Below are 26,871 nucleotides of genomic sequence, written 5' to 3'. Positions count from 1 at the left end.
AAGAAGGTCTTTACACTGCATTTGCCCTACCGCGATGGCCTGTCCCTAACCCAGATCAAGGACGTCGCGGCGGCTCAATGCACCCGATAATGCCACGGAGAGGGGAAAAAGCGAAATGACCGATCAAGGATCGCAGACCGGATTTAACGCCCAGGCCGCACTGGCCGGTCTTGACGGCTGGCAGCTCAACGACAGTGGCGCCATGGAAAAAAGCTTCAAGTTCAAGGATTTTTCCCACGCCTTCGCCTTCATGACACGGGTGGCACTTGTGGCGGAAAAAGCCGGACACCACCCCGACTGGTCAAACAGCTACAACCGCGTGGTCATCGCGCTCAAGACCCACGACAAGGCCAGCCTGACGCAAAAAGACGTCGATCTGGCAACGGCGATCGACGCGCTTTAGCCCTGCCGCTCTTCGGGCTGCGGCAAGGCGCGCGCCAGCGCAATCCGGCGCACGCCCAGCCAGCCAAGATAAAGCGCAAGGCCGACCGAGAGCGTCTCGTGATAGGCCGGCACATCGGCGGCAATCAGCCTTAGAAAATGGCCGACCGCCAGGCCCGCCGGCACCAGCGCCGCAATGGCCGGCGCCCCCGGAGCGTTTTTGAAATGAAGGGCAAAAGCGCTCATGCCCGCAACGATGAACACCAGGGCCAGAAGGTAGAACGGGGTAAAAACGATATCTGAATGCTCAACGGCGCCCTCGGCGATGGCGCCCAGCACGCCCGAGGTCAGAACGATGATCATCACCATGGCAAAACAAAAGGCGCCGAAGGCCGACAGGGCGATTCCCACCCGGCCCGGCCGCGCCATGCCCGGCAAATCCTTGAGCGTCCAGATGCTGGCACCGGCCAGCGTCATGCCGATCGTGGCAATGGTGCCGCCCAGAACGGTGATCTGGCCGCCGGTAAGCATGATGGCTTCGCCCAGCGCCCAGAGGGCACAGCCCAAAAGCAGGATGACAGCAAGGATCATAAACGGGTTCCGGTCTTGCGCCGCTCGCGCATCAAAAGCCCGAGCTGGATGAAGGTCAACGCCATAACCAGATCGATAAGCGGTTGTACGAGTGCTGGGAACGCGACAAAACTGCTCACCAGCGACATTGCGATCGAAATGCTCATAACGATCCCGATCCACACCGGATAGGACGAGGACGTGATCAGCCAGACCGCGAGCGCCATCGCCCCGATCAGGGTGACCAGCGCAATGGCGATAAAGACCGGCATTTGCGCCACCACGCCCATGGGCAGGGTTCCCATGCTGATCGACCAAGCGGCAATGCCGGCAAATCCGAGGGCCCCGAGCCCGATCATGATGATGGCCAGCCGGGCCAGCCGGTTGCCGCGCGCCTCCGGCCAAAGCCCTCCAAAGCCGATCATGACCAGAATCAGCGCCCCGCCCGCGATGCCGCTGCTCACCGCAGTATGGCCGCCGGCGAGAATTTCGAGCACCTCACCGACGACGCGGACCAGGCCCCCCACGATCAATGCCCACGCCGCAATCATCGCGCCCGGCTTCTCCCCAACGCAAACTCAAGATTCATGGCGCGACCCTATCGTGGCCCTTGCCAGAAAACAACGACCTCCAAATTGCCTGTGGCAGGCAAACGACATTGGAAAAAATCCTTGCTCACGACATCGCCAGAACGCTTGAGCACGACACCGGCGGTCCTTACCTTACGAGCCGGCCCGAGCCGATGGAATCGACCCGGTGCCAAGGTTTTTGATGGTGCACGGCTCAGGCCGGCAACGAGGTGCGGTTCCATGTTCGATTCTCTGGCAAAGCTGTTTCGGCAACCCGAAAAGGGCACGTCCCAGCCAACCGATCCGCGCCTGGCGGTGGCCGCGTTGCTCGTCCATCTCGCCTCGGTGGACGGAACCGCCAGCCCCATCGAAACAAAGGCCATCACCAATGCACTCAAGGATTACTACGGGCTCGACGAATCCGAAGTGAAACGCCTCATTGCCGAAGCCCGACGCCGCGACCGAGATGCCGTGGATTTCTATCAGTTCACGTCCAAACTTTCCCAGCTCGAAGAGCCCGAAAAGATCGAGATCATTCGCATGATGTGGCAGGTGGTGTTTGCCGACGACACCAATCACGAGCTCGAGGACAACATGGTCTGGCGGGTCGCCGAGTTGATCGGGGTCTCATCGCGCCAGCGCACAGTCCTGCGCAATCAGGCAAAGCGTCCCACCACCCCGCCCGACGCCAATCCCGAAACGGACGAAACAGCGTAAGATTTCGCATTCTGCGAGGCGCAATCGTTGCAAAATGCAAGGCTGGACGCCCCAACAGGGCATCGATCTCAACATATTGAGACAAATTCGGACCACTGCACCCCATATCGGTTAACCGATTGTTGGCACGCTCTGTGCATTGTATGTCCCTGTCCGGATCTTTGTGTGTTGCGTACCGGGCAAACTCTTGCAAAGGCCCGACCCTCGCGTAATTGAGGCGGGCCTTTTTTCTTTTCCGGGGAATCGGGCGCGGCCATCAGATCGCCACACCCATTTCCATAAGGCGTTTCGCGTTCTATATAGAACCGATTGCACAAAGGGACCGCCAATGCTGTTTGGACTTTTACAATTTGTCGACGTGGTCTTGGGCCTCGTCATCTTCATCATGATCGCCCAGGTGATCATGAGCTGGCTTTTGGCCTTCAACATCCTCAATATGTCCAATCAGTTCGTCGCGACTGTCGCCAATTTGCTCTGGCAGCTGACCAATCCGCTGCTGGCACCCATCCGGCGATTTGTGCCCAGTTTCGGCGGCCTGGACATTTCTCCGATCGTTCTGTTCTTGGCGATCTATTTCATCCGTCTGGTGATCCTATATCCGCTCATGCGTCAGGTCGCCATGCAGGGGCTGTGAGCCACCCCTCCTTTTACACCCTCGGTTCCGATGGCGCGCGGATCACCCTGCGCGTCACACCCAATGCCAGCGCCGACCGTCTTGAAGGCGCGCAGACCCGCGCCGACGGAAGCTGCGCCCTCAGGGTCCGCGTTTGCGCTCCGCCCGACAAGGGCGCGGCCAACCTGGCCGTCATCGCCCTTTTGGCCAGGGCTCTCTCCCTGCCCAAATCCGCCCTCGCGATTTCCAGCGGCCAGACCAGCAAAACCAAGGTGATTCTGGCCCGTGGAGACACGGAAGCCCTTTATGCTGCGCTCGAGGATCTGGCAGACCGATAGGTCAACACTGATGCCCGGCGAACTTCATTGCCTTTCAAGCCGATAGACACAAATAAGCCAGCAATACTGACCCAAATAAAGCGCAAGAATAGAGGATTGCCTCTGCGTTGATCTTGGGCCATCCTTCGTTTTGGCCGCAGTAAAATGCGGGTCTTTGCTGTCGCCAAGGGAGAGGAAATTTTGGCGGCGGTGCAAGAAGGGAAGTAGACCGGACCGCGTCGGGTGCCCTGGCCTTGTGCCGAGCCTCTCGACACGCCGCTCCGGGCGCAAAGTGAGGGGAATACCACTATGACTTTGGCCTTATGGCTGATTATTGCCTGTGGCGTCCTGTCGGTCGTCTATGGCATCGTGACAACGCGTTCGCTTCTGGCCGCCGATGCCGGCAGTGCCCGCATGCAGGAGATTTCCGCTGCGGTCCGCGAAGGCGCCACCGCCTATCTCAAGCGCCAATACACAACCATTGCCATTGTCGGCGTCGTCATCCTTGTCGTTGCCTGGCTGCTGCTCGGCATCTATGCGGCGATCGGCTTTCTGATCGGGGCCGTGCTCTCGGGCGCTGCCGGGTTCATTGGCATGCACGTCTCGGTGCGTGCCAATGTGCGTGTCGCCCAGGCGGCGACCACCTCGCTGGCCGGCGGGCTCGATCTGGCGTTCAAATCGGGTGCCGTGACCGGGCTGCTGGTTGCCGGTCTGGGCCTGTTGGGCGTCACCGTCTATTTCCTCGTTCTTTTGGCCATGGGGTTTGATGCGACCGACCGGACCGTCATCGACGCTCTTGTCGCCCTGGGCTTCGGGGCCTCGCTGATCTCCATTTTCGCCCGGCTGGGCGGCGGCATCTTTACCAAGGGCGCCGACGTGGGCGGCGACATGGTGGGCAAGGTCGAAGCGGGCATCCCCGAGGACGATCCGCGCAACCCCGCAACTATCGCCGACAATGTCGGCGACAATGTCGGCGACTGCGCCGGCATGGCGGCGGATTTGTTCGAGACCTATGTCGTGACCATCGTTGCCACAATGGTTTTGGCCGCGATTATCCTGCCGGTCGATCTGAGACTGATCGGCATGGTGTTGCCCCTCGCCATTGGCGGCGTGTGCGTTCTGACCTCGATCGCCGGCACCTATTTCGTCAAGCTCGGCGCCTCGGGCAACATCATGGGCGCGCTCTACAAGGGCGTCATCGCCACCGGCGTCCTCTCGCTTGTCGCCCTCGTTCCGGTCATGTGGCTGATCTTTGGCGACATGAGCCGAGCCATCACGGTCGGGGACATCACCTTCACCCCCTGGGCCCTCTATGGCTGTGGGGTGGCCGGACTGGTCATCACCGGGCTGATCATCTGGATCACCGAATATTATACGGGCACCAACCGGCGCCCGGTCAATTCGATCGCCGAAGCCTCGATTACCGGGCATGGCACCAATGTGATCCAGGGGCTTGCCGTTTCGCTTGAATCCACGGCGCTGCCCGCTCTTGTCATTATCGCAGGCATCATCGTCACCTATTCACTGGCCGGCCTGTTCGGCATCGGGGTTGCTGTGGTCACCATGCTGGCCCTGGCCGGCATGATCGTTGCGCTCGATGCCTTCGGGCCGGTGACCGATAATGCCGGCGGCATTGCCGAAATGGCTGGCCTTCCCGACGAAGTGCGCAAGAACACCGACGCGCTCGACGCTGTGGGCAACACCACAAAGGCCGTGACCAAGGGTTATGCCATCGGGTCGGCAGGGCTGGGGGCACTGGTCCTTTTTTCTGCCTATACCCAGGATCTGGCCTATTTCATTGGTGAGGCGGTGGAAGGCGACTTCTATTTCGGCGTCGGAGAGATCAGCTTCTCGCTGGCCGATCCCTATGTGGTTGTCGGGCTGCTGTTCGGCGGCTTGCTGCCGTTCCTGTTCAGCGGCATGTCGATGACCGCCGTCGGTCGGGCCGCGCAATCGGTCGTGGTCGAAGTCCGGCGTCAGTTCAAGGAAAAGCCCGGTATCATGGCGGGCACCGAAAAGCCCGACTATGGCCGGGCCGTCGATATGCTGACCAAGGCCGCGATCAAGGAAATGATCGTGCCCTCGCTGCTGCCGGTTCTCTCACCGCTCGTCGTGTTTGGGGTGATCCTCGTGATCGCCGGAAAGGCCGCCGCCTTTGCCGCGTTGGGAGCCATGCTTTTGGGTGTGATCGTCACCGGCCTGTTCGTCGCCATTTCCATGACGGCCGGCGGGGGAGCCTGGGACAACGCCAAAAAGAGCTTTGAGGACGGGTTCACCGATTCGACCGGCCAGACCCACTACAAGGGGTCCGAAGCCCACAAAGCGTCGGTGACCGGCGATACGGTGGGGGATCCCTACAAGGACACTGCCGGACCCGCTGTCAATCCGATGATAAAGATCACCAATATCATCGCCTTGCTGCTCTTGGCCGTGCTTCATTAGAAACAGCGTGCACCAAGCCACGAGAGCCGGGCAACCCTGCCCGGCTCTTTGCGTTAGACGGACGGCACGCGCACGAAAAGGGCAGCGAAGCTGACAAATACCATGGTCTTATGTCCTTGAATCCTAAAGCTGATATTGGCTTTGCGCCGTCAAGGGCTTAAGCTCTCCACCATACCGGAAATATCGAGGGACGCCGGGAAATGATCGATAGCACCGAAACCCTGCGCCCCTGGCGTGATCGCCTGGTCGCGCTGCGGTCCGAAAACCCGCAGCTGGCGCGGTTCGTGACCAATGCGCTGCGCTCGGCCGACGAACAGGACCTGCTGCTCTATCCAGCGCAAACGCTCCAGGACCTTCTGGCCACCACCTTCTCCCACATCGGCCAACGCACTCCGGGCAAGGCCGAGATCCGCGTCTGGACCCCCGACGCCGAGATCGTGTCGGGTATAACGATCATCGACATCTATTCGGCCGACACCCCGTTTATCGTCGATTCGGCCCTGGCGGCCATAAGAGCCGCCGGCGGTTCGATCCGGTTCATGACCCATCCCGCCGTTGCGGTGGACGACACCACCTCTCCCTGGCAGGTGATCGAGGACACCGAAGGCGCCCGCAAGGAAAGCGTGCTCCAGGTCCATATCGACACGCCCGCCGACCCCCGGGCGCTCTCGGTCATTTCCGAAGAACTGACCCAGACCATGGCGCAGGTGCGCGCCGCTGTCGTTGACTGGCGCGAAATGCTCGAACGCCTGCGCACCGCGGTTGTCGCATATCGATCCCATCCCCCGGCCATGCGCGAACAGGCGCTGACCGAGGCGATCCATTTTCTTGCCTGGCTGGCAGACCACAATTTCACCTTCCTGGGCATGCGCCAATACCGGCTGTCCGGGGAAGGCAGCGAGCAGACCTTGATCCCTCTCGAAGGATCGGGCCTGGGCATATTGCGCGACCCCGATTATCTCTATTTGCGCCAGGGCACGCGCTACGTCCATATGAACGACCAGCATCTGGCGTTTCTCGACACCGACGAGCCGCTGATGGTCACCAAGGCCAATCGGCGTGCACTTGTGCACAGGCGCGTGCATATGGATTACGTGGGCATCAAGACCTTCGATCCAGACGGCACGATCACCGGCGAATTGCGCATATTGGGGCTTTTCACCTCCGCGTCGCTGTCCACCCCGGTGAGCGATGTCCCGCTGATCCGGCGCAAGATCGCTCAGGTGATGGCCCAATCGGGCTTCGATCCGCGTTCGCACGCCGGCAAGGCGCTCATGAACACGCTGGACAATTACCCTCGAGACGAGCTGTTCCAGATTTCCCAGGATGAGCTTTTCGAATTCGCCAATGTGATCGCCACCCTGCCCGACCGGCCGCGTGTGCGGGTGCTGCCCCGCATCGACAGGTTCGACAATTTCGTCTCGGTTCTGGTGTACCTGCCCCGCGACCGCTTCGATTCCAATGTCCGCGCCCGGATCGGCGAACATCTCGCCAACCGCTACGACGGGCGGGTTTCCGCCTTCGCCCCCGACTTTCCCGAAGGCGATCTGGCACGGGTCCATTTCATCATCGGGCGCAATGGCGGCGCCACTCCGCGCCCCGACCGCGAGGCGCTGGAAGCCGAAATTTCCGAGCTGACTCGCACCTTTGCCGATCGCCTGCTTTCGGCAGCGCCCCATGCGGGCGACATCGCCGATTATGCAAGCGCCTTTTCCGCCGATTACCAGGTGGCCCATTCCCACGCCGATGCCCTTGACGATATCGCCGTATTCAAGGCGCTGGGCCCCGACAATCCACTGGCCGTTCGGCTGAACCGGGGGACCGAAGGCCCCACCAGTCTCACGCTCAACGTCTATCACCGCGCCGATCCCATCCCGCTTTCGGCCCGCGTCCCGATGCTGGAGAATTTCGGATTTTCGGTGATCGACGAGCGCACCTTCACCATACGCCCGCTCGGGCCGCAGCCGCGCTTTCTGCACGCCATGTCGATCAGGACCGCCGATGACAGCGAGATCGATCTGGGCGAAAGCGCAAGACGCATCGAGGACGGTATCCTTGCAGTTTCCAGCGGGCTCGTTGAAAATGACGGCTACAACCGTCTGACCCTGACGGCCGGGCTCGGCCACACCGACGTCGCCATCCTGCGCGCCCTGGGACGCTATCTCAAACAGGTCGGCATCGCCTGGTCGCAGACTTACATCTGGACGGCGCTTTCGGTCCATCCGGCCACCGCCCGCGCGCTGGTCGAATTGTTCCACACCCTGCACGATCCCCATCTCGACGCCGACCGTGAAGCGGCAGCCGAAGGCCTGCGCGCTGAAATTGCCGCCGGGCTCGAATCCATCGTCTGGATCGACGAGGACCGGATCATCCGGCGGATGCTCAATCTGATCGAAACGAGCGTTCGGACAAATCTCTACCAGCGCGTGGACGGCAAGCCACGCCCGGCGCTGGCCATCAAATTCGACGCCACCCTGCTCGAAGGCATACCCCAGCCACGGCCATGGCGTGAAATTTTCGTCTATTCCCCGCGCGTCGAGGGCATCCATATGCGCGGCGGACCGATTGCCCGCGGCGGGCTGCGCTGGTCGGACCGCGCCGAAGACTTCCGGACCGAAATCCTGGGACTGGTCAAGGCCCAGATGGTCAAGAACGCGGTGATCGTGCCGGTCGGCGCCAAGGGCGGGTTCGTGCCGCGCCTCATGCCCGCCAATCCCGACCGCGACACCTTCCTTGCCGAAGGCACCGCGTGCTACAAGATTTTCGTCTCCAGCCTGCTCGATGTGACCGACAATTTGGTCGGCGATACGGTCCTACCGCCCGAAGAGATTTTCAGGCGCGACGCTGACGATCCCTATCTCGTTGTCGCCGCCGACAAGGGCACGGCGAGCTTTTCCGATACGGCAAACGCAATATCCCAATCCCGCGACTACTGGCTTGGCGATGCCTTCGCCTCGGGCGGATCGGCCGGATATGACCACAAGAAGATGGGCATTACCGCGCGCGGCGGCTGGGAGGCGGTCAAACGCCACTTTCGCGAAATCGATATCGATATCCAGACCCAACCCTTCACCGTGGCCGGCGTGGGCGACATGAGCGGCGACGTGTTCGGCAACGGCATGCTGCTCTCGCCCAAAATCCGGCTGGTTGCCGCCTTTGATCACCGCGACATCTTCATCGATCCCGACCCCGACATCGAAAAGAGTTTTGCCGAGCGCGAGCGCCTGTTCGCGCTGCCGCGCTCGAGCTGGCAGGATTACGATACCGCGCTGATTTCCGAGGGCGGCGGGGTATTTTCGCGCCAGGTCAAGTCCATCCCGCTTTCCCCCCAGATGCAGACGCTCCTGGGCCTGACCGGGGTCAGCGCCTCGCCGAGCGAAATCATGTCGGCGATCCTGCGGGCCGATATCGACCTTTTGTGGTTTGGCGGCATCGGCACCTATATCCGCGCCACCGAGGAAACCGACGCTTCGGTGGGCGACAAGGCCAACGACGCGATCCGGGTTCCGGCACAGGCGGTGTGCGCCAGGGTGATCGGCGAAGGAGCCAATCTCGGGCTCACCCAGCGCGGACGCATCGAATATGCGCTCAATGGCGGGCGCATCAACACCGACGCCATCGACAATTCGGCCGGCGTCAACTCGTCCGACCTTGAGGTCAACATCAAGATCGCGCTGTCCGATATGGTGCGCTCGGGCACCCTGGCAATGGAAGACCGCAATGTCTTTCTCACCGAGATGACTGACGAGGTCGCAGCGCTTTGCCTGCGCAACAATTATCTCCAGACCCTCGCGCTCTCGCTCGCCCAGCGGCGGGGCATGGCCGACTTTCCCGATCTTGTCGATTTCATCGATGAACTCGAAGCGTCAGGCGAACTCAACAGGGCCGTCGAATATCTGCCCGACGACGCCATGCTGGCCGAACGGGCCGCCGGGGGAGAGGCCCTGACCCGGCCCGAACTGGCCGTGCTGCTCGCCTATGCCAAATTGACGCTCTATAGCGATTTGCTCAAATCCCCGGTTCCCGACGATCCCTATCTGGCCCGCGAGCTGTTCCGCTATTTTCCTCAAACGCTGAAATCGCGCTACCCCGAGTCCATCGAAAACCATCGCCTGCGGCGCGAAGTGATCGCCACGGTGCTCTCCAACGCCATGATCAATCGCGGCGGGCCCGCTTTCGTTACACGATTGACCGCGATCACCGCTGCCGAACCGGGCGCCGTGGCCTTTGCCTACGCTGCAGCCCGCGACAGTTTCGATCTGGCCGGTCTCAACGCGGCAATCGATGCGCTCGACACGACCATTTCCGGAGATACCCAGCTTGCGCTTTATGCCGAGGTCCAGGGCCTTCAGGTGGGCATGGCGCTGTGGTTTCTGCGCAATGAGGATTTTTCCGACGGGCTGTCGGACATGATCGAGCGTTACCGCACCGGCATATCGACGATAAGGGCCGCGCTGTCCGATCTCGTCTCCCCCTTCCTCGCCGAGGCCATCGCGAGCCAAGAGCAGGCCTTTGAAGCCGGCGGCACGCCGCCCGATCTTGCCCGATCCATTTCCGCGCTCTCTGTGCTTTCGCTGGCCCCCGATGCCGTGCTGGTGGCCCGTAAATGCAATGCCGAGGTGCTCGATGCCGCCAAGGCGATGTTTGCCGTGATCGAAATGTTCAGGCTAGGCCGGCTGACCGAACAGGGCGCGGCGATCGATGCCGCCGACAGGTTCGACCGCATGGCGATCGACAGGGCTCTGGCCAATCTCACCCGTGGCCTGCGCGACCTGTCGGCCGATATTTTGTCGTCCGGCGATGGGCCGGTGGAGGACCGGATCGCGGCCTGGAAGACACCGCGTGCCGCCACGATTTCCCGCATGGGCGAAACTGTTGCCGATCTGATCGCCGGTGATCTGACCATTTCACGGCTTTCGGTCGCCGCGGGACTGTTGAGCGATCTGGCTACAAGCTAGAGCGAGGGGGCAGCAGGTCTTCGCGCGCCGCGATCCCGAAACACCTTGCATTTGGTGTGCCCCATAGGCAAAAAGCTGCCGGACTCCTCCTCCCCCGAAAAGTTCAGGACTGAACGGCAAAATGAATATCGACGCGATCCCCGCGGGCAAGAACCCGCCCGAAGACCTCAATGTCATCATCGAAGTGCCTCTGGGTGGCGAACCGATCAAATACGAGATCGACAAGGATTCTGGCGCGCTGTTTGTCGACCGGTTTCTCTATACGCCCATGCGCTATCCGGGAAATTACGGCTTTGTGCCCCACACGCTGTGCGGCGACGGAGACCCGCTCGATGTGATCGTGCTCAATTCCCGTCCGCTGGTGCCTGGCGCCGTCGTGCGGTCGCGCCCGGTCGGCGTATTGTTCATGGAAGACGATGGCGGCCAGGACGAAAAGATCCTCGCCGTGCCGGTTTCCAAGCTCACCCGCATGTATGACGGCATCCACGACGTGACCGACCTGCCCGAAATCCAGGTCGAGCGCGTCAAGCACTTCTTCATGCACTACAAGGACCTCGAGCCGGGCAAATGGGCCAGGATCGACCGGATCGGCGGCGTCGAAGATGCGCGCAAGGTGATCCTTGAGTCCATGGAAATGGCAAGGAAGGGCTGAAGCCTCGCCCCATCGCCCGTGCTTCGATCCCTGGCCCGCAACTCTTGACCCAACAGGGGTTGCGGGCGTAAAACAGCCAACCGTACCCGCTGGTACGGATACCTCACGAGATATGGATTGACGGCCCGATGAGCGCAAAGACCCTCTATGACAAGATCTGGGACGACCACGTTGTCGCATATAACGAGGATGGCACCGCCATTCTCTATATCGACCGTCATCTCGTCCACGAAGTCACGAGCCCGCAGGCGTTCGAGGGTCTGCGCCTGTCCGGCCGCAAGGTGCGCGCCCCCGAGCGCACGCTGGCCGTTGTCGATCACAACGTGCCCACATCGGACAGAACGCACGGGATCGACGACCCGGACTCGAAAATCCAGGTCGATACCCTTGCCAAAAATGCTGTCGATTTCGGTGTCGAATATTACAACGAACTCGACATGCGTCAGGGCATCGTCCACATCGTGGGCCCCGAGCAGGGCTTTACTTTGCCCGGCATGACCATTGTCTGCGGCGATAGCCACACATCGACCCACGGCGCCTTCGGGGCGCTGGCCCACGGCATCGGCACCTCCGAGGTCGAGCACGTTCTGGCCACCCAGACGCTGATCCAGACCAAAGCGAAAAACATGCGCGTCACCGTCAACGGCTCCCTGCCGGACGGGGTGACCGCCAAGGACATCATCCTGGCCATCATCGGCGAGATCGGCACCGCCGGCGGCAACGGCCATGTCATCGAATTTGCCGGTCAGGCCATTCGCGAATTGTCGATGGAAGGCCGCATGACGGTCTGCAACATGACGATCGAGGGCGGAGCCCGCGCCGGGTTGATCGCGCCCGACGAAAAAACCTTTGCCTATGTCAAGGACCGCCCCCGGGCGCCAAAGGGCGCTGCCTATGACATGGCGCTCGACTATTGGAAATCGCTCTTTACCGACGAAGGCGCCCACTTCGACAAGGAAGTGGTTCTCGATGCGGCCAATCTCCCCCCGATCGTGTCCTGGGGCTCCTCGCCCGAGGACGTGATCTCGGTGACCGGCGCCGTTCCCAACCCCGACGATATTGCCGACGCCAACCGGCGCGCTTCAAAAAAGCGGGCGCTCGAATATATGGGACTCACCGCCGGAACCAGGATCACCGATATCGAACTCGACCGGGTGTTTCTGGGCTCGTGCACCAATGGGCGCATCGAGGATCTGCGGGCCGCCGCGGCAATCGTCAGGGGCCACACGGTCCACCCGCGCGTCAACGCCATGGTCGTTCCCGGCTCGGGCCTGGTCAAGGCGCAGGCCGAGGCCGAAGGGCTCGACAAGATCTTTATCGAGGCCGGGTTCGACTGGCGCGAACCGGGCTGTTCGATGTGCCTGGCCATGAATGCGGACAAGCTGGCCCCTGGTGAGCGGTGCGCTTCGACCTCGAACCGCAATTTCGAGGGTCGTCAGGGCTTCAAGGGCCGCACCCATCTGGTCTCCCCCATCATGGCAGCCGCCGCTGCCATCAAGGGCCATTTCGTCGATATCCGCGAGTGGCCCACCGCCTGATGGCTGAGCCGTCCCAGGGCGATGCAAAATTATGGGGGCCGTTGGCGGCCCCCTCTCTCGACGATATCGAAGCCCTGGCCGTCGAGGCGCTCGAAGCACTGCCCGAGCCGTTCAGATCGATGTCACGCGGCCTCGAATGCCGGATCGCCGAATTTCCCACCGAAGAAATCTGCACGGACATGGCGCTTGAGAGCCCCTTTGATCTGATGGGGCTGTTCGAGGGGATCGGGATGACCGATGATGGTATCGTCCCTCATACCGGCCAGATGCCCAACCGGGTCTGGCTCTACCGCCGGCCGATTCTCGACTATTGGGCCGAGCATACCGACACGCTGGGCGAAATCGTCACCCATGTTCTGGTTCACGAGATCGGCCATCATTTCGGACTCTCCGACGACGACATGTATGCGATAGACGATGGACTAAGATGACCCTTCGGCCTCGCCTCGGCTCATGAAGCGATAATCCGCATAGGTATCGCCTTCCAGATCATCATCGACAACAAGCACAAGATCCTGTTCCCTGAGCGCTGTGTACCAGGCATCCCAATCGACGAGATCGAAATGAGCGCCGGCACGATCCGGACCTTCGTTTGCATCGGCGTTGAGCATATGCTGGTCGAAGGTCAGTCCCAAAAGGTGCTGGTCCTTGCCACCCGTGTCGGGCATGTCGGCCATGATCGGATTGCCGCCGCGGGCCTGTGTCCATTCCCTGATATCCTGAAGTTCGCTGAGCACTTTTACCATTTCCGGGGTCTCCAACTGCCGCGCTTTGCCTGACAACGACGACCCCACCCCAAATGTTGCGACAAAGATGGGCTTGGCAGACCCAGGCCGAACGGGTTACGCCAATGTGCTGGGCTGTTCAGGGCGTGGCGCAATGACTTGCCCTTGTCCTAAAAAACAAGGGTGCCAACGAACTTTGGACTGCCTACCATGACTGGCGCGCTGCTTGTATTCTGGGTCATCGTGGCCCTGTGCACGATCAAATCGGGCGCATTTCTGGCTCTTGCGCACTTTGATCCCAAAAATCGCGGCGCTCTCTGGTTCTCGGGCGCCTTCGCCGCGGCCGCCATCAGTTTCCTCGGCGAAATCGTTCTGACCACCGGCATTTACCCCGGACCGACGCGCATGGTGATTGCCCTGGCCATGGTCGCGATGTTCATTCTTGTCGCTTACGGGCTGGCCACCCGCTACCGCATCGATCTGCACCCCGGCGGAGGCTGGGCCATAGCGGCCGCATCGGCCCTGCTCTACTGGCTTATCCTCGACCTGCCGCGTGAGGATTTCATCCGCCAGTTTCTCTACCAGATTCCCTATGCGCTCCTGAGCCTTCTTTCTCTGTCGGTCATCTGGCGCTCGCGCGCCAAAAAAACACTCGACTGGCTGTTCATCTGGATCTTTCTCGTCCTTGCGCTCCATTTCATGGCCAAGCCCTTTCTCGCGCTCTGGACCGGCGGTGTCGGATCAACGGCTTCGGACTTCTCGACAACGGTTTACGCCGGCCTGTCGACGGCATCGGGAGCGGTCCTTCTGCTGATCCTGTCGACCAGCGGCCTGGCGCTCATGCTGAGCGACAGCGCAAGCCGCCTGATCCAGAAAGCCGAACGCGACGCCGAGACCGGCCTGCTCAACCGCGAGGGCTTTACCACTCATGCCGAACGGCGCGCGCTGGCGCTGACCGAGACCGAGGCAACCGAGCGCAACGATTTGACCCTGACCCTCATCGCCATCAAGGCGGGCGCGCCATCGCAGGCCTCCGCGATGCCCTTAAAGGCGATGGCCGAACTGATCGCAGATCATGTATCGAGGGACGCATTGGTGGGGCGCATGGCCGACCGCGACTTCGCCATCCTTTCTCCCCAGACCAATCTCATGGCGGCACGGCGAACCGCCGAGGGCCTGCGCCTTGCCGCCAGTGAACGGCTGAGCGCGCCCGACCACCCTGTCACGCTGAGCATCGGAATCACCGAGCGCGAGAAGGGCGAAGTCTATGCCGATCTGCTGGCGCGCGGCCTGTGGGCGCTCGATGAGGCCGAAAGGGCCGGCGGCAATTGCGTGCGGCTGGCTGCACGGTCCAGCTTCGGCGTGGCCGCGATCCGGCAGGCCTAGAGCCTTGTTTTGTCGCGTGTCCGAACCGCAAAACCGGTTCCACTTTTGCTGGACACGCGATAGAGCAAACGTCAGGACAGCGCGGCCAGCCGCGTCTGTTCCATCTCGTCCATGGTGAGGAAGTAAAGCCGGTCGGGCGGTGTTTCCATTGCATTGATCCAAACGAGCGGATCGATGCCCATTTCCTCCAGATAGCGCGCGATACGCGCCGAGACCGTCTGGGCATCGGACATCGCCTGAGCCGACCCGACTTCATCGCCGCCCGCGCCGGCATAAATCTGGTGCACACCGACCGCTGCGTTGTCGGAAACGATCCGATCCACCCCACCGGCCAGCACCAGCGGGCAGGACGACCCGCAAAGCGCTCCATCGCCCACGGCGGTGCTAAAGCCGTTTTCCCGGATCAACCTTCCAATGACCAGCGCATCTTCCACCGACCCGCCGGGCGAATTGAGCGCCACGGTTTCAACGTAACCGCCCCGCCTCTCGATCTCATCAGCAAACCGGGTGGCGGCACCCGGAACAATGGTGCCCGAAAGCATGAGCACGCCGCCACCGACCAATTCGATCGAAAGCGGTTCGGCAAGCTGTTCGGGTGGCGTCGTGATCTGTTCGAGCGGTCGATACGCGGGATTGTCGGGGTCGATTTCCGGGCGGTCGACGGCCGGCAACAGGGGATCGCCGGGCGCAACCGCCATATCGCCGGGTTGCATCGCGTTGAGGTCGAAATAGTCGCTCGCCAGAACCCATGCCGCACCGGCCAGCATGGCAAAGAACACGGTTTTGAGGATCGCTCCATCCTCGACCGCAGCGATCCGCGCGATAAACCCCCGTGTCGCGCCTTTTTGCGGCGCGGGAGTGCCAAGGCTGCTCATGATCGCGCCGGCCCGTCGCCGCGCTTGCGCTGGAAGGCGGGAATGGTGGTGACGGTATCGTCCTTGGTCTCGGTCTCCGTGACCTTATTCGCTTCGACCCGCTCGACCGTCTCGGGCTCAACAACCGGTTCGACTTCGGTTTCGTCTTCTGGCTCAAGCCGTTCCGAGGGTACCGCGCTCGCCATCATCTGATTGTGCAGCGCCACGGCCCGCATCATGTCGGCGGCGGTCAGGGTTTCGGCATCGTCGAGCGCTTCGGCGTCGCGCCGCATGGCCTCGTGAGCCACCGCCAAAAGCAGAACCAGAACCACCGGCAAGAGATCGATGGAAATGGCGCCCGCCCAGGAGGGCAGGAAATCGGACGCATAGCGCAGCACGGCTTCGGCGCTCGAGAGCGGCACGAAGCGGCGCGGCTCGACGCGCGGTTCATCAATGATCGCCTGGGCCGCTTCGCTCAAAGCCGTGGACTGAGCCGCCACCGCCTCGCGGATATTGGCCATGGCTGCATCCTGACGCACCACGAGCCCGGCGCTCTGTCCATCGGCGACAGGAGCAATGAAGCCAAGCGAGAGATCTTCGGCGGCCCGCGCCACCGATGGCGCCACCGACGTTTCCTGCAGGGCGGCGATCACCCCGGTCAGAGCGACGATCTCGGCGGCAAATTCATCGGCTCGCGGCTGCACGGCGCCCGGCGCCGATACCAGCTCGCGCATGACGCTCAGGCGTTCCGAGCCGGTCTGGAAGAGTTCGTTGACCCGGGCCTGCGAGTTGGAAATCGAAGCGCCCAGCGAAGTCATCTGGGCGCTCATCTGGCTTAAGAGCTGCACGACCGAGCCCGAGCCCGCCGATCCGGTCAAGGCGCCCCCGCTGCGCTCCTCATCGGCCAGCGTGGCAAACCGATCCGCCGCCCGCTGCACGTCGGGCAAGAGCGATTGCGCGCCCAGCGCATTGGCATGGGCAGCGTCGAGATCGCCGGTATAATCCTCCAGCGTCACCGCCATGTGCTGCTCGAGCGCGGCCGAACCGGCCAGCGCGGCGGCGTTGAGCCATGAACTCATGGCAACGATCATCACCGAACCGATGGCCATGACGACGGTCATGGCCAGACGCTGGCTCATGGTGCGCATGAGCGGCAGGAACCGCATCATGTAGCTCCAGAACACATAGATGCCGACCGACACCGCGACCGAGTAGATGATCGCGGCGAAAAACACGAAATTGGCGTCGCCGTCGAGAAGACCCCGCACCCCCAGATAAGTGTAAACCCCGCTGGCCAGCGCCAGAACCGCCAGGGCAAAGCGCGTGGTGGTTTCAAGACCCCTGATCGTCTGCCCGATGCGGGCGGCGTTGTTCTGGCTCGGCATTGAAAAATCCCCTGGGCCGCAGCCCGCGTCACACATATTAAGCCGAGCTTAACAGTCAAATGCCGGCAAAATCGAGATCAGTTTTGCCTGCCGAGGGCGCTCGCGCCATTGTGAATGGGCCAAGGCGATCCTTTCCCTGACCCGCGCGTTAACATCATTGAGCAATTTTGCTGCCTGGAGGACGCGACCATGCCCATCACTCGCCGCCAGACCCTCGGCCTGGGATTATCCACCCTCGCCGCGCTTGGTGTCACCACCATTGTGCCCCGCACGGCTTTCGGCCAACAGCCCGAGGGCGATCTTTATCCATCCGACGCTGGCGATTTTTTCATCCATCCCATCTCCCACGCTTCGCTGGTGATCGAAACGCCATCGGGCGTGATCTATGTCGATCCGGTGGGTGGGGCCGAACTGTATTCCGATCTGCCACCCCCTGACCTGATCCTCATCACCCATGAACATGGCGATCATTTCGACCTGCCCACGCTTGAGGCCCTGGTCGTCGATGGCACCGAGATTATTGCCAACCCGGCGGTATTTGCCATGCTGCCCGAAGCACTGGCATCCAATGCCCGCGAAATGGCCAATGGCGACAGCGACAGTTTCGGCGACATCGAGATCGAGGCCATCCCAGCCTACAACACCACCGAGGACCGGCTCCAGTACCACCCGCAAGGCCGCGACAATGGCTATATTCTCACCATAGGTGGCAAGCGCGTCTATATTGCCGGGGATACCGAAGACATTCCCGAAATGCGGGCGCTTGAAGATATCTCTGTTGCCTTCGTGCCCATGAACCTGCCCTTCACCATGACAGAAGAACAGGCGGCATCAGGCGTGGCAGCATTCCTGCCCACCTATGTCTATCCCTATCACTATCAGGAAAGCGACATCGACCTGTTCGAGCAATTGCTGATGGATGAAACAGGCGGCGGCACCGAGGTGGTGCGTGGCGAGTGGTATTGAGGTCGCTGTGACCGGGCCCTATTCTTCGGGCTCGGTCGTGACCATCAGCGGAAAGCCGAACTGCTGGGAGAGCTCGATGGCCTCTTCGGCCTTGGTTTCGGCAATTTCCTTGGTATAGACGGCAATGACCGCCGCGCCCTTCTGGTGCGCGGTCATCATGATCGATTCCGCCTGCGGCTCGCCGAGCCGGAAAACCGATTCGAGCACCTTCACCACGAACTCGCGCGGCGTGTAGTCGTCATTGATGAGAATGACCTTGTGCAGCTTGGGCCGCGCGGTCTTGAGCTTTGTCTGAGTGCGTTGCTTGGTCGAAGTATCGCTCATGACGGCACCTCTGAAATTATATGGGCGGAGCGGCCCTTTAACATAGGTCCGCTCCGCATAAATTCCAAATCAACTTCTATAAATTTCAGCCGGCCGCAGCTTCGGCTGCCGCGGCACGCGAAGCGCGTTTACGGTCGTGCGGATCGAGGTGGATCTTGCGCAGGCGCACCGAATTGGGTGTCACCTCGACATATTCATCGTCGGCGATGTAGCTGAGAGCCTGTTCAAGGCTGAGCTTTTTCGGCGGTGTCAGCCGGATCGCCTCGTCTTTCGACGTGGTACGGATATTAGTGAGCTGCTTGCCCTTGAGGACGTTCACTTCGAGATCGTTTTCGCGATTGTGCTCGCCCACGATCATGCCCTCGTAAACGTCCACGCCCGGATCGATCAGCATCGGCCCGCGATCTTCGAGGTTGAAGAGCGCATAGGCGACGGCCTGTCCGGTGGCGTTGGAAATCAGAACACCGGTGCGGCGCATGGGCAGCGGGCCCTTGAACGCCGAATATTCATGGAACACGCGGTTGAAAATCGCCGTGCCACGCGTATCGGACAGCAATTCACCCTGATAGCCGATCAGGCCACGGGTCGGAACGTAAAGCCGCACGCGGGTGCGCCCGGCGCCCGAGGGCCGCATTTCGACAAGTTCGCCGCGACGTTCGGTGAGCTTTTGCACGACGACCGAGGAAAATTCATCATCGACGTCGATGATGACTTCTTCGATCGGCTCGAGCTTTTGCCCGTTTTCTTCGCGGAACAGCACCTTGGGGCGGCCAAGGCACAATTCGAACCCCTCGCGGCGCATGGTTTCGATCAGAACGCCGAGCTGGAGTTCGCCGCGCCCGGCAACGTCAAAGCTGTCATTGTCATCGCCCGGTGTCACCCGGATCGCCACATTGCCTTCCGCTTCGCGCAGCAGCCGTTCGCGGATGACGCGGGACTGGACCTTGTCGCCTTCGCGGCCGGCCAGCGGACCGTCATTGATCCTGAACGTGACCGACAGGGTGGGCGGATCGATAGGTTTTGCTTCAAGCGCTTCGGAGACCTGGGGCACGGCGATGGTGTTGGCAACAGTTGCGGTTTCAAGCCCCGCCAGCGCAACGATATCGCCGGCCTTGCCCTCTTCGATCGGCTCGCGCTCAAGACCACGGAAACCGAGAACTTTCGAGATTCGGCCCTTTTCGACAGTCTTGCCGTCGCGCGAGAGCGCATGGACCGAATCGCCGGGCTTGACCGAGCCTGAAAATACCCGGCCGGTCAGGATGCGGCCCAGGAACGGGTTGCGCTCGATGGTGGTGACCAGCATCCGGAAGGGGCCATCTTCGACCTTGGGCTCTTCGAAATGTTCGACCACCTTGTCGAGCAGCGGACCCATGGTTTCCTTGGAGCCGGACGGATCGTCGGCCATCCAGCCCTGCTTGGCCGAACCGTAAAGAACGGGGAAGTCGAGCTGTTCGGGGGTGGCGTCCAGCGACACGAAGAGATCGAATATCTCGTCGAGCACTTCGTTGTGCCGTTCTTCTGGCTTGTCGATCTTGTTGATCGCAACGATGGGGCGAAGGCCGATCTTGAGCGCTTTCGACAGCACGAACTTGGTCTGCGGCATCGGGCCTTCGGCCGCGTCCACAAGGATAACCGCGCCATCGACCATCGACAGGATACGCTCGACTTCGCCGCCGAAATCGGCGTGGCCTGGCGTATCGACGATATTGATCCGCGTGTCCTTCCAGTTCAGCGACGTGACCTTGGCCAGAATGGTGATGCCGCGCTCTTTTTCCAGATCGTTGGAATCCATGACGCGTTCATCGACGCGCTGGTTGTCGCGGAAGGTGCCGGACTGCCGCAGCAGGACGTCGATCAACGTCGTTTTGCCATGGTCAACGTGGGCAATGATCGCAATATTGCGCAAGCTCATAAGGGGGCCAGCCATTTTCGGGATTTACCGGAGTGTTTCCAGCCAAAGTGGCACCCACTTTTGCGGTTCGGAAACGCGACGAAGTAAATAATGTGGCTGCCCATACCCTACGATGGCCCGTCAAACAAGGAAAAACGGCGCAGGGCTGGCATGCGCGGGGGCAAAACGGGCTGCCCCCACGCCAGATCAGAGTGCTTCCAGGACAAATGGCTTCCACTTATCCGGTTCGGAAGCGCCACAAAGAAAGACGAGGATCGTTGCGCCGTTTCCATGAAACGGCAAAATGATCAGAGCCCTATTTCAGCGACCGCGGAAGGTCTTGGGACTGCCAGAGCCCCAGACCAAAGCCATCGGGGTCCAGAAAGTCGGCACTCCAGCCGCCCGGAGCTTCGGAAACCGGGGTGACGATGGTCACGCCCTTTTCGGCCAGCGCAGCGACCACATCGTCGATGCCGCCGTCCCGCAGATCGAAGACCAGCGCCGGCGTGTTGCCGCGCTTGCCCTCCTGCTCGAAAAAGATCGCCTCGAAGCCGCCCTCGAACGCGGCGGCCAGCCAGAACGGCTCGGCGCCCTCGCGGCGCTGGATATCAATCCCCAGCACATCGCGATAGAAGGCTTCGGTGCGCATGATGTCGGACACATAAAACACAAGGCTGGGCGCGCCAAGTTTGGGCATTGTCATGATGGACTCCTCGAAAACGGGTTGAAACACCCCTCGTTGCCACGCTTACCCCTTTTGTGAGGCGGGCCGCGATGACCGAACGACAAAAACATGCCCGTCAGGGTCGTGGCTGGCAAAAGCGCCGCCGTGGCGTTGCAGCGCCGGAAGCAGGCCGTCCCTTATGGTGCCATAAGCCAGATCGAGATTGAGCCCGATCATTTCGGCCGGCATGGCAACGCCCTTTTTCCCCAAAGCCAGCTTGAGGGCGCGAATGCGCTGCCGCAACGCGGTATCGGGCAGATCGAGCAGATAGGCGATTTCCGCTTTGGAATGACCCGAGAGTGCAAGCGCGGCGATGACCCGCAAACCCCTGGGCAAATCGGCGAGGATGACGTTAAGGGCATCGCCCTGCGGCGCGGAAACCCGATGGTGCTCGCCCTGCCATTTGGCCTCGCGTTCACGCCGGCGGGCGGCCGAGCGGGCGTCGAACGCCGAACGCTTGCGAATGGCGCCGGCCATCCAGCGGCGATCCGAAGAGTTCGAAAAATCATTGCGCCCCGCCGCGACCGCCGCGATCAGAACCTCCTGGACGACGTCCTCGGCCTCATCGACCCGCCGAGCATGGCGCCGCGCCAGGGCGAGCAGTTCGGCATAGGGGACACTCCGGCGCATGGCCTTTTGGCTTTCCGTCTCGCGAATGGGTTCAGGCACTCTTTCTGGGCGCGTCGCTTTTTTCTGCTTCAAGCAGGGCCAGCATAGTCGCACCATCGACGGGCGGCGAGAAGAAATAGCCCTGCACCTGCGTGCAGCCCTCGGCACGCACGACGGCGAGCTGTTCTGCCGTCTCAACGCCCTCGGCAACCGTGGTCATGCCCAGATTGTTGCCCAGTGAGATCATGGCACCCAGAATGGCGCGGCTGTCGGCCTTGGTGGCCACATCGGCCATGAACGAGCGATCGATCTTGATCTTGTCGAACGGAAAGGCCCGCAGATAAGAGAGCGATGAGTAGCCAGTCCCGAAATCATCCATGGCCACCCGCACGCCCAGCCCGCGCAGCGCCAGCAGCAGGTCGAGATTGGACTGGCTGTTTTCGAGCAGCAGGGATTCGGTGATCTCCAGCTCAAGGCGACTAGCGTCGAGACCGGCCGCCTTGAGCGCCGCCCTTATGGTGGCGATCAGATCGGGGCGCTTGAACTGGATGGGCGAAAGATTGACGGCGACCCGCACATGGCCGGGCCAGCACGCTGCCGCCTTTGCCGCCGCCTCCAGTATCCAGCCGCCGATAGCGTGAATGATCCCGGTTTCTTCGGCAATGGGAATGAATTCGACCGGGGAGATGGGCCCAAGCTGGGGATGGTCCCAGCGCATCAGGGCCTCGGCGGCCACGACTGTGTTGGTTTGAAGCGATACGATGGGCTGAAAAACCACCGAAAGTCCATTATTGGCCAGAGCGTCGCGCAGCCCGGTTTCCAGCGTCCGGCGACGCTGCAGCGTCGCATCCATGCCCGCTTCGAAAAAGTGGTATGTGCCGCGGCCCTCCGATTTCGCCCGAAGCAGAGCCAGATCGGCATTGTTCATGATCGCATCGGTGGTCTTGCCGTCACCCGGCGCGACCGCGATACCGATCGAGGTCGAGAGCTTTATCGATTTGCGGCCGAACACGATAGGCTCGCCAATCGCCTTGACGAGAGCCCGCGCCAGATCGGCCGCCTCGTGAGGCACACCGACGCTGGGCATCAGGACGCTGAACTCATCCCCGCCCAGTCGGGCCACGATGCAGCGTGACCCGACGGTGTGAGACAACCGCTCGGCGATCTTGCGCAGCACCTTGTCGCCGATGGCATGGCCCTCGCTGTCGTTGACGGCCTTGAAATGATCGATATTGACCGCAAGCAGCGCAGGCTGTTTGCCGTGTTCGAGCCCCTTGAGCACGGTTTCGAGTTCCTCGCGGAACAGCCCGCGATTGGGCAGGTCGGTCAGCGCATCATGGGTTGCCATGTGCCGCATGCGCGCTTCGGCAGCGAGCTGGTCGGTGATGTCCTCATGGGTGGTGACCACACCGCCGCCGCTCAGCGGCTGGTGGCGTAGCGAGATGAAGGTTCCGTTGGCCATCTTGACCACTTCGCGCACGAACCGCCCGCCCGTAAGGATCTTCTGGCGCTCGGTGCGATAGGCATCGCGATCGACCGGGGCGTGCATGTTGGTCTTGCGGCGATGTTCCAGGATATCATCGAAGTTTGCGCCGGGGCGGGCAAGCTCGGGGGGCAGGCCATACATCGAGACAAATTCCGCATTGCAGGTGACCAGCCGGAAATCGTTGTCGAACATCGACAGGCCCTGCGAGATGTTGTTGATCGCCGCATCGAGCAGCGCATACTGGCGCTCGAGTTCGCGCTTGCGTTCGCTCATCATGTCCGAGCGGGCAATCTCTTCGGTGACATCCTCATGGGTGACCACCCAGCCAAGGCCCGGGGCAAAGATATGGGCGGTTTCCAGCGTGCGATGCGATGCCGTCAGCTCGAGATTGACGGCGCGAAGACCCGAGCGGTTGCCCATAAGTTCGGCAGTATAGGCATCGTAAAAGCTTTTGGGATCGGTATCGGGATGATTGCCCAGAGCGGTTGAAAGCGCGACGACTTCGAAAAGGCTCATGCCGCGCCGGATCGACTTGCGCGGAAAGCCGTAGATATCGAGATAGTGCTGGTTCCACATGACCAGTTCGAAATCCGCGCTCCAGACGCAAAATCCGAACGGAATCGTTTGCAGTGCCGCATCAAGCAGCAATGCTTCAGCGCTATGCTCAGAGGTCGGCTCACGCACCATCTTGCCGTTCTTTCCCCAAGGCCGATGGGGGCGAAGACTAGCCGTGAGCACTTAAAGAGATTTTAAGGGCGCCGCAAAATGGTCAAATTTGAGCGGGTGGGCGGCACCAGAGCGAATATCGTCCTGGTCCCGCCGTTCCTTTACTGACCGCGGGCCAGGCGCAGCTTGCGCGCGCCAAAGGTTTTCAGCCGCAGCCCATTGAGCTTGATAAAGCCCTCGGCATCATGGTGGTCATAGGTCCCGGTGCCCTCTTCGAAAGTGACGAGATCTTCCGAATAGAGCGAGTTTGGTGAAGAACGCCCCACCACATTGGCCGAGCCCTTGTAGAGCTTGAGAGTGACCTCGCCTGCCACCAATTCCTGGCTCTTGTCGATCAGCGCCTGGAGCATTTCGCGCTCGGGGGAATACCACAAGCCATTATAGATCAACTCCGCATAACGGGGCATGATCTCGTCCTTGAGATGCGCCGCGCCGCGATCGAGCGTGATCGATTCAATGCCACGATGGGCCGCGAGCAGGATCGTTCCGCCCGGCGTCTCGTAAATGCCGCGGCTCTTCATGCCCACAAAACGGTTTTCGACCAGATCGAGGCGCCCGATACCGTGCTTGCCACCCAGTTCGTTGAGCCTAGTGAGCAAGCTGGCGGGCGACAGTCTTTCGCCATCGACCGAAACCGCATCGCCCTTTTCGAACCCGATGGTGATGGTTTGCGGCGTATCGGGGGCGTCCACGGGATCGACGGTGCGCTGATAAACGTAATCGGGGGCTTCGATGGCCGGGTCTTCGAGCACTTTGCCTTCAGAGGACGTGTGCAACAAATTGGCGTCGACCGAGAACGGCGCTTCGCCGCGCTTGTCTTTTGGCACCGGGATCTGGTTCTGTTCGGCAAATTCGATGAGCCGTGTACGGCTCTGAAGATCCCATTCGCGCCAGGGGGCGATCACCCGAATACCCGGATTGAGCGCATAAGCGGAAAGCTCGAACCGCACCTGATCGTTGCCCTTGCCCGTCGCGCCGTGCGCCACAGCATCGGCGCCGGTCGCTTCGGCGATTTCGACGAGGCGCTTGGCGATCAGCGGACGGGCGATCGAGGTGCCCAAAAGATAAACGCCTTCATAAAGCGCATTGGCGCGGAACATGGGAAAAACGAAATCGCGCACGAACTCTTCGCGCAGGTCCTCGATATAGATTTCCTTGATGCCCATCATCTCAGCGCGCTGGCGGGCCGGTTCGAGCTCTTCGCCCTGCCCCAGATCGGCGGTGAAAGTCACCACCTCACAGTCATACACCTGCTTAAGCCATTTGAGGATGATGGAGGTATCGAGCCCCCCCGAATAGGCGAGGACGACTTTATTGATGTCTTTGCTCATGGCGTGACCGATAACCGCTTTGATGGCTCAGGATAAGTTGGCGCGACACTAATCAGATCACGCCCGGCCTGTCCATATTGCCGCAAAAATCGGGTTGCGAAGCGCATCGCGCACGCGCATGGTCTGCCCCGTTCTGATTTTGCGGATACGCGCCATGCTGGTCTATGCCCCCGACCTTTCGATCATTCTCGCTTTCGCCCTTGCCGCAATCGTTCTGGCCATAACGCCCGGGCCGGACATGGCGCTGTTTATTTCCCGAACCGTCAATTTCGGGTCCAGACACGGGTTTGCAACGGTGGCCGGCGCGGTCACGGGGATTGCCGTGCACACAATGCTGGCGGCTTTCGGCATTTCCATCCTGATCGTTACGGCACCGGCGGCCTTCTGGACGCTCAAAATCGCCGGTGCGGTCTATCTGCTCTGGCTTGCCTTTGCCGCCATTCGCTCGGGGACGGGGCTGACGGTGGCGCGCGCCTCCGGCAAGGTGCCCAGCCTTAAAAACTCCTATCTGACGGGGTTGGGCATCAATCTGACCAATCCCAAGGTCGCGCTGTTTTTCGTGACGTTCCTGCCCCAGTTCGTTTCGGCAGCAGACCCGCATGCGGCGGCCAAGCTGATCTTTCTGGGTGTTGAATTCGTGGTTCTCTCCCTGCCCATCGTCATCGCCATCGTGTTCGGTGCGAAATGGCTGACCGAAACACTGATGCGCTCGACGCGAATTCAAAAAGCCCTCAACTGGTCATTTGCCGCCGTCTTTGCCGCCTTTGCTGTAACCATCCTGACGGCCGAAGCCAGAAAATAGCCCGCCCATGAACTATCGCCACGCCTTCCATGCGGGCAATTTCGCAGATGTGGTCAAACACATTATCCTCACCCGCATCCTTGCCTATCTGATGCGCAAGGAGGCTGCGTTTCGGGTGATCGACACCCATGCCGGCGTCGGCCTCTACGACCTTCTCGGTGATCAAGCCGGCAGAACCGGCGAATGGCGCGAGGGGATCGCACGCCTGATGGCCGCTGAATTGCCCGAACCAGTGGCAGGACTGGTGGCGCCCTATCTGGCGGCGGTAGCGGCACAGAACCCCGACGGCCAATTGCGCCATTATCCCGGCTCGCCCTTTATCACCCGGCACATGCTGCGCGATCAGGACCGGCTGATGGCGCTCGAGTTGCATCCCGCCGACGCCGAAGCGCTCAGGGAAAATTTCGCGGGCGACATCCAGACACGGGTGACCCAACTCGATGGCTGGGCCGCGATCGGCACCCATTTGCCGCCCAAGGAAAAACGCGGCCTCGTGCTGGTCGACCCACCCTTCGAGGTCAAGGGCGAGTTCGAGCGCATGACCCAGGCGCTGGTCAAGGCCCATGCGCGCTGGCCGGGCGGCACGTATGCCTTCTGGTATCCGATCAAGGACCCAAGGGATGTCCAATCCTACGCAAAGGCCTTAAGGGCGACATCAATTGCCAAGATCCTGCGTCTCGAATTGACCATACGGCTGCCCTCAACGCCGCCGCGCCTGCACGGCACCGGCATGGCGGTGGTTAATCCGCCTTTCGTACTCGAAGAGGAAATGCGGACGCTATTGCCGATCCTTGCCGGGCTTCTGGCCGATGAGGGGCGCGGCCGGTTCCACATCGAGTGGATACGGGGCGAGGCCTAGCTGACAGGGAACGGACTTGCCCTCCCCGGACTTATCCCCATATTCC

24 protein-coding genes are annotated in these 26,871 nt (G+C 61.5%); 13 read left to right on the top strand and 11 right to left on the bottom strand.

Annotated features, from left to right (window positions below; all coding sequences use genetic code 11):
- Positions 1-115 precede the first annotated feature (115 nt).
- Positions 116-403 carry a 4a-hydroxytetrahydrobiopterin dehydratase gene (locus tag V6617_RS00860; protein WP_338608482.1) on the top strand — a complete coding sequence of 96 codons (288 nt, stop codon included), beginning with the start codon at positions 116-118 and terminating at the stop codon, positions 401-403.
- Here the strand turns inward: V6617_RS00860 and V6617_RS00855 are convergent.
- Positions 400-972: a hypothetical protein gene (locus tag V6617_RS00855; RefSeq protein ID WP_338608481.1), complete on the bottom strand. Its 573-nt coding sequence runs from the start codon at positions 970-972 to the stop codon at positions 400-402. The genes V6617_RS00860 and V6617_RS00855 overlap by 4 nt on opposite strands.
- Positions 969-1,502: a hypothetical protein gene (locus V6617_RS00850; protein WP_338608480.1), complete on the bottom strand. Its 534-nt coding sequence runs from the start codon at positions 1,500-1,502 to the stop codon at positions 969-971. The genes V6617_RS00855 and V6617_RS00850 overlap by 4 nt, the downstream gene beginning before the upstream one ends.
- Before the next feature lie 258 nt (positions 1,503-1,760).
- On the opposite strand from V6617_RS00850, the gene V6617_RS00845 reads away from it, so the two are divergent.
- From V6617_RS00845 to V6617_RS00810, 8 genes are all read left to right on the top strand, one after another.
- On the top strand, positions 1,761-2,237 hold the full coding sequence (locus V6617_RS00845; protein WP_338608479.1) for a TerB family tellurite resistance protein: 477 nt from the start codon (positions 1,761-1,763) through the stop codon (positions 2,235-2,237).
- Positions 2,238-2,565: 328 nt separating this feature from the next.
- Positions 2,566-2,871: a YggT family protein gene (locus tag V6617_RS00840; protein ID WP_422394795.1), complete on the top strand. Its 306-nt coding sequence runs from the start codon at positions 2,566-2,568 to the stop codon at positions 2,869-2,871.
- Positions 2,868-3,188, top strand: coding sequence for a DUF167 family protein (locus tag V6617_RS00835; RefSeq protein WP_338608478.1), 321 nt, complete (start codon positions 2,868-2,870; stop codon positions 3,186-3,188). Before V6617_RS00840 ends, V6617_RS00835 begins: the two co-directional genes overlap by 4 nt.
- Before the next feature lie 288 nt (positions 3,189-3,476).
- Positions 3,477-5,609 carry a sodium-translocating pyrophosphatase gene (locus V6617_RS00830; protein WP_338608477.1) on the top strand — a complete coding sequence of 711 codons (2,133 nt, stop codon included), beginning with the start codon at positions 3,477-3,479 and terminating at the stop codon, positions 5,607-5,609.
- A gap of 200 nt (positions 5,610-5,809) precedes the next feature.
- Positions 5,810-10,567: an NAD-glutamate dehydrogenase gene (locus V6617_RS00825; RefSeq protein WP_338608476.1), complete on the top strand. Its 4,758-nt coding sequence runs from the start codon at positions 5,810-5,812 to the stop codon at positions 10,565-10,567.
- Positions 10,568-10,688: 121 nt separating this feature from the next.
- Complete coding sequence (gene ppa, locus V6617_RS00820) at positions 10,689-11,219, top strand: inorganic diphosphatase (protein ID WP_338608475.1); 531 nt, start codon at positions 10,689-10,691, stop codon at positions 11,217-11,219.
- Between the two features lie 128 nt (positions 11,220-11,347).
- Positions 11,348-12,757 carry a 3-isopropylmalate dehydratase large subunit gene (leuC, locus tag V6617_RS00815; protein ID WP_338608474.1) on the top strand — a complete coding sequence of 470 codons (1,410 nt, stop codon included), beginning with the start codon at positions 11,348-11,350 and terminating at the stop codon, positions 12,755-12,757.
- Positions 12,757-13,188: a metallopeptidase family protein gene (locus tag V6617_RS00810; RefSeq protein WP_338608473.1), complete on the top strand. Its 432-nt coding sequence runs from the start codon at positions 12,757-12,759 to the stop codon at positions 13,186-13,188. The genes leuC and V6617_RS00810 overlap by 1 nt, the downstream gene beginning before the upstream one ends.
- Here the strand turns inward: V6617_RS00810 and V6617_RS00805 are convergent.
- Entirely contained in the window at positions 13,180-13,503 is a 324-nt protein-coding gene (locus tag V6617_RS00805) for a hypothetical protein (protein WP_338608472.1), read from the bottom strand. The two genes, V6617_RS00810 and V6617_RS00805, sit on opposite strands and share 9 nt — an antisense overlap.
- 189 nt (positions 13,504-13,692) lie before the next feature.
- On the opposite strand from V6617_RS00805, the gene V6617_RS00800 reads away from it, so the two are divergent.
- A complete protein-coding gene (locus V6617_RS00800; protein ID WP_338608471.1) occupies positions 13,693-14,868 on the top strand; it encodes a GGDEF domain-containing protein in 1,176 nt (391 codons plus the stop codon).
- A 71-nt stretch (positions 14,869-14,939) separates the two neighbouring features.
- On the opposite strand, the gene V6617_RS00795 is transcribed toward V6617_RS00800, so the two are convergent.
- Together V6617_RS00795 and V6617_RS00790 are read right to left on the bottom strand one after the other, a co-directional pair.
- Positions 14,940-15,743 carry an ATP-dependent Clp protease proteolytic subunit gene (locus V6617_RS00795; RefSeq protein WP_338608470.1) on the bottom strand — a complete coding sequence of 268 codons (804 nt, stop codon included), beginning with the start codon at positions 15,741-15,743 and terminating at the stop codon, positions 14,940-14,942.
- A complete protein-coding gene (locus tag V6617_RS00790; RefSeq protein ID WP_338608469.1) occupies positions 15,740-17,107 on the bottom strand; it encodes a hypothetical protein in 1,368 nt (455 codons plus the stop codon). Before V6617_RS00790 ends, V6617_RS00795 begins: the two co-directional genes overlap by 4 nt.
- Before the next feature lie 189 nt (positions 17,108-17,296).
- Between V6617_RS00790 and V6617_RS00785 the strand changes: the two genes are divergently transcribed.
- Positions 17,297-18,073, top strand: a complete 777-nt coding sequence (locus V6617_RS00785; protein ID WP_338608468.1) for an MBL fold metallo-hydrolase — start codon at positions 17,297-17,299, stop codon at positions 18,071-18,073.
- Positions 18,074-18,091: 18 nt separating this feature from the next.
- Here V6617_RS00785 and V6617_RS00780 read toward each other — a convergent pair whose 3' ends face one another.
- The 6 genes from V6617_RS00780 to V6617_RS00755 all read right to left on the bottom strand — a co-directional run bounded on the left by V6617_RS00780 (position 18,092) and on the right by V6617_RS00755 (position 25,164).
- Positions 18,092-18,397: an ATP-dependent Clp protease adaptor ClpS gene (locus V6617_RS00780; protein ID WP_338608467.1), complete on the bottom strand. Its 306-nt coding sequence runs from the start codon at positions 18,395-18,397 to the stop codon at positions 18,092-18,094.
- Between the two features lie 85 nt (positions 18,398-18,482).
- Positions 18,483-20,309, bottom strand: a complete 1,827-nt coding sequence (gene typA, locus V6617_RS00775; RefSeq protein ID WP_338610780.1) for a translational GTPase TypA — start codon at positions 20,307-20,309, stop codon at positions 18,483-18,485.
- 295 nt (positions 20,310-20,604) lie between these two features.
- Entirely contained in the window at positions 20,605-20,991 is a 387-nt protein-coding gene (locus tag V6617_RS00770) for a VOC family protein (RefSeq protein WP_338608466.1), read from the bottom strand.
- Positions 20,992-21,036: 45 nt separating this feature from the next.
- Positions 21,037-21,642: a transcriptional regulator gene (locus V6617_RS00765; RefSeq protein ID WP_338608465.1), complete on the bottom strand. Its 606-nt coding sequence runs from the start codon at positions 21,640-21,642 to the stop codon at positions 21,037-21,039.
- A 31-nt stretch (positions 21,643-21,673) separates the two neighbouring features.
- Positions 21,674-23,794: an EAL domain-containing protein gene (locus V6617_RS00760; protein WP_338608464.1), complete on the bottom strand. Its 2,121-nt coding sequence runs from the start codon at positions 23,792-23,794 to the stop codon at positions 21,674-21,676.
- Positions 23,795-23,934: 140 nt separating this feature from the next.
- Positions 23,935-25,164 carry an argininosuccinate synthase gene (locus tag V6617_RS00755; protein WP_338608463.1) on the bottom strand — a complete coding sequence of 410 codons (1,230 nt, stop codon included), beginning with the start codon at positions 25,162-25,164 and terminating at the stop codon, positions 23,935-23,937.
- 154 nt (positions 25,165-25,318) lie between these two features.
- Here V6617_RS00755 and V6617_RS00750 point away from each other — a divergent pair, with 154 nt between their 5' ends.
- Both V6617_RS00750 and V6617_RS00745 read left to right on the top strand, forming a co-directional pair.
- Complete coding sequence (locus V6617_RS00750; RefSeq protein ID WP_338608462.1) at positions 25,319-25,966, top strand: LysE family translocator; 648 nt, start codon at positions 25,319-25,321, stop codon at positions 25,964-25,966.
- 7 nt (positions 25,967-25,973) lie between these two features.
- Positions 25,974-26,825: a 23S rRNA (adenine(2030)-N(6))-methyltransferase RlmJ gene (locus V6617_RS00745; protein WP_338608461.1), complete on the top strand. Its 852-nt coding sequence runs from the start codon at positions 25,974-25,976 to the stop codon at positions 26,823-26,825.
- The last annotated feature ends 46 nt before the right edge of the window (positions 26,826-26,871 follow it).

This window comes from Pelagibacterium nitratireducens, assembly GCF_037044555.1.
GTDB classification, from domain to species: domain Bacteria; phylum Pseudomonadota; class Alphaproteobacteria; order Rhizobiales; family Devosiaceae; genus Pelagibacterium; species Pelagibacterium nitratireducens.
The sequence above is the reverse complement of the archived record's forward strand: the minus strand, read 5'-3'. Positions and strand labels throughout refer to the sequence as shown.